The 601-nt window shown below is 61.9% G+C and carries 1 protein-coding gene; it reads left to right on the top strand.

What is annotated here, in order from left to right; all coding sequences use genetic code 11:
* A partial coding sequence (locus F1735_RS34085; protein WP_167241475.1) for a type VI secretion system Vgr family protein occupies positions 1-601 on the top strand: 601 nt, incomplete at both ends.

Here is a 601-nt window from a genome sequence, read left to right as displayed (position 1 = left end):
GTGTACGAATACGTGGGCGCCTACGGCTTCAAGGACGCCGGCGACGGCGACGCCAAGACCCGCTTGCGGCTGGAAGAAATCGAAGCGTCCGGCAAGCATTTCGAAGGCGCCGGCAACGACCGCTACGTCATGCCGGGCCGCAGCTTTACCTTGACGGAACACTTTGACGATGGCTCGAAAAACTTCCTGATCCTGGAAGTGCGCCACACGGCCAGCAACAATTACCAGGTGAATGTGGAAACGCCGTCGTACTACGAAAACCGCGTGTCCTGCATCCGCAAGCAGATTCCATGGCGTCCGGGGCGCGGCTACAACAGCATCGAGCCCAAGATTTACGGGCTGCAGACGGCGCTGGTGGTGGGGCCGAAAGGCGAAGAAATCCACACCGACAAATACGGGCGCGTGCGCGTGCAGTTCCACTGGGACCGCATCGGCGAATACGACGAGAAAAGCTCGGCGTGGATCCGCGTCGCCACCTCGTGGTCGGGCGCCAACTTCGGCGTGACGGCGATTCCGCGCATCGGCTCGGAAGTGATCGTCCAGTTCATGGACGGCAACCCGGACCGGCCGTTGGTGACCGGCATGGTGCCGAACGAAGACA

Source organism: Massilia genomosp. 1 (assembly GCF_011682185.1).
Lineage (GTDB): Bacteria > Pseudomonadota > Gammaproteobacteria > Burkholderiales > Burkholderiaceae_D > Telluria_A > Telluria_A rubra.
The sequence above is the reverse complement of the archived record's forward strand: the minus strand, read 5'-3'. Positions and strand labels throughout refer to the sequence as shown.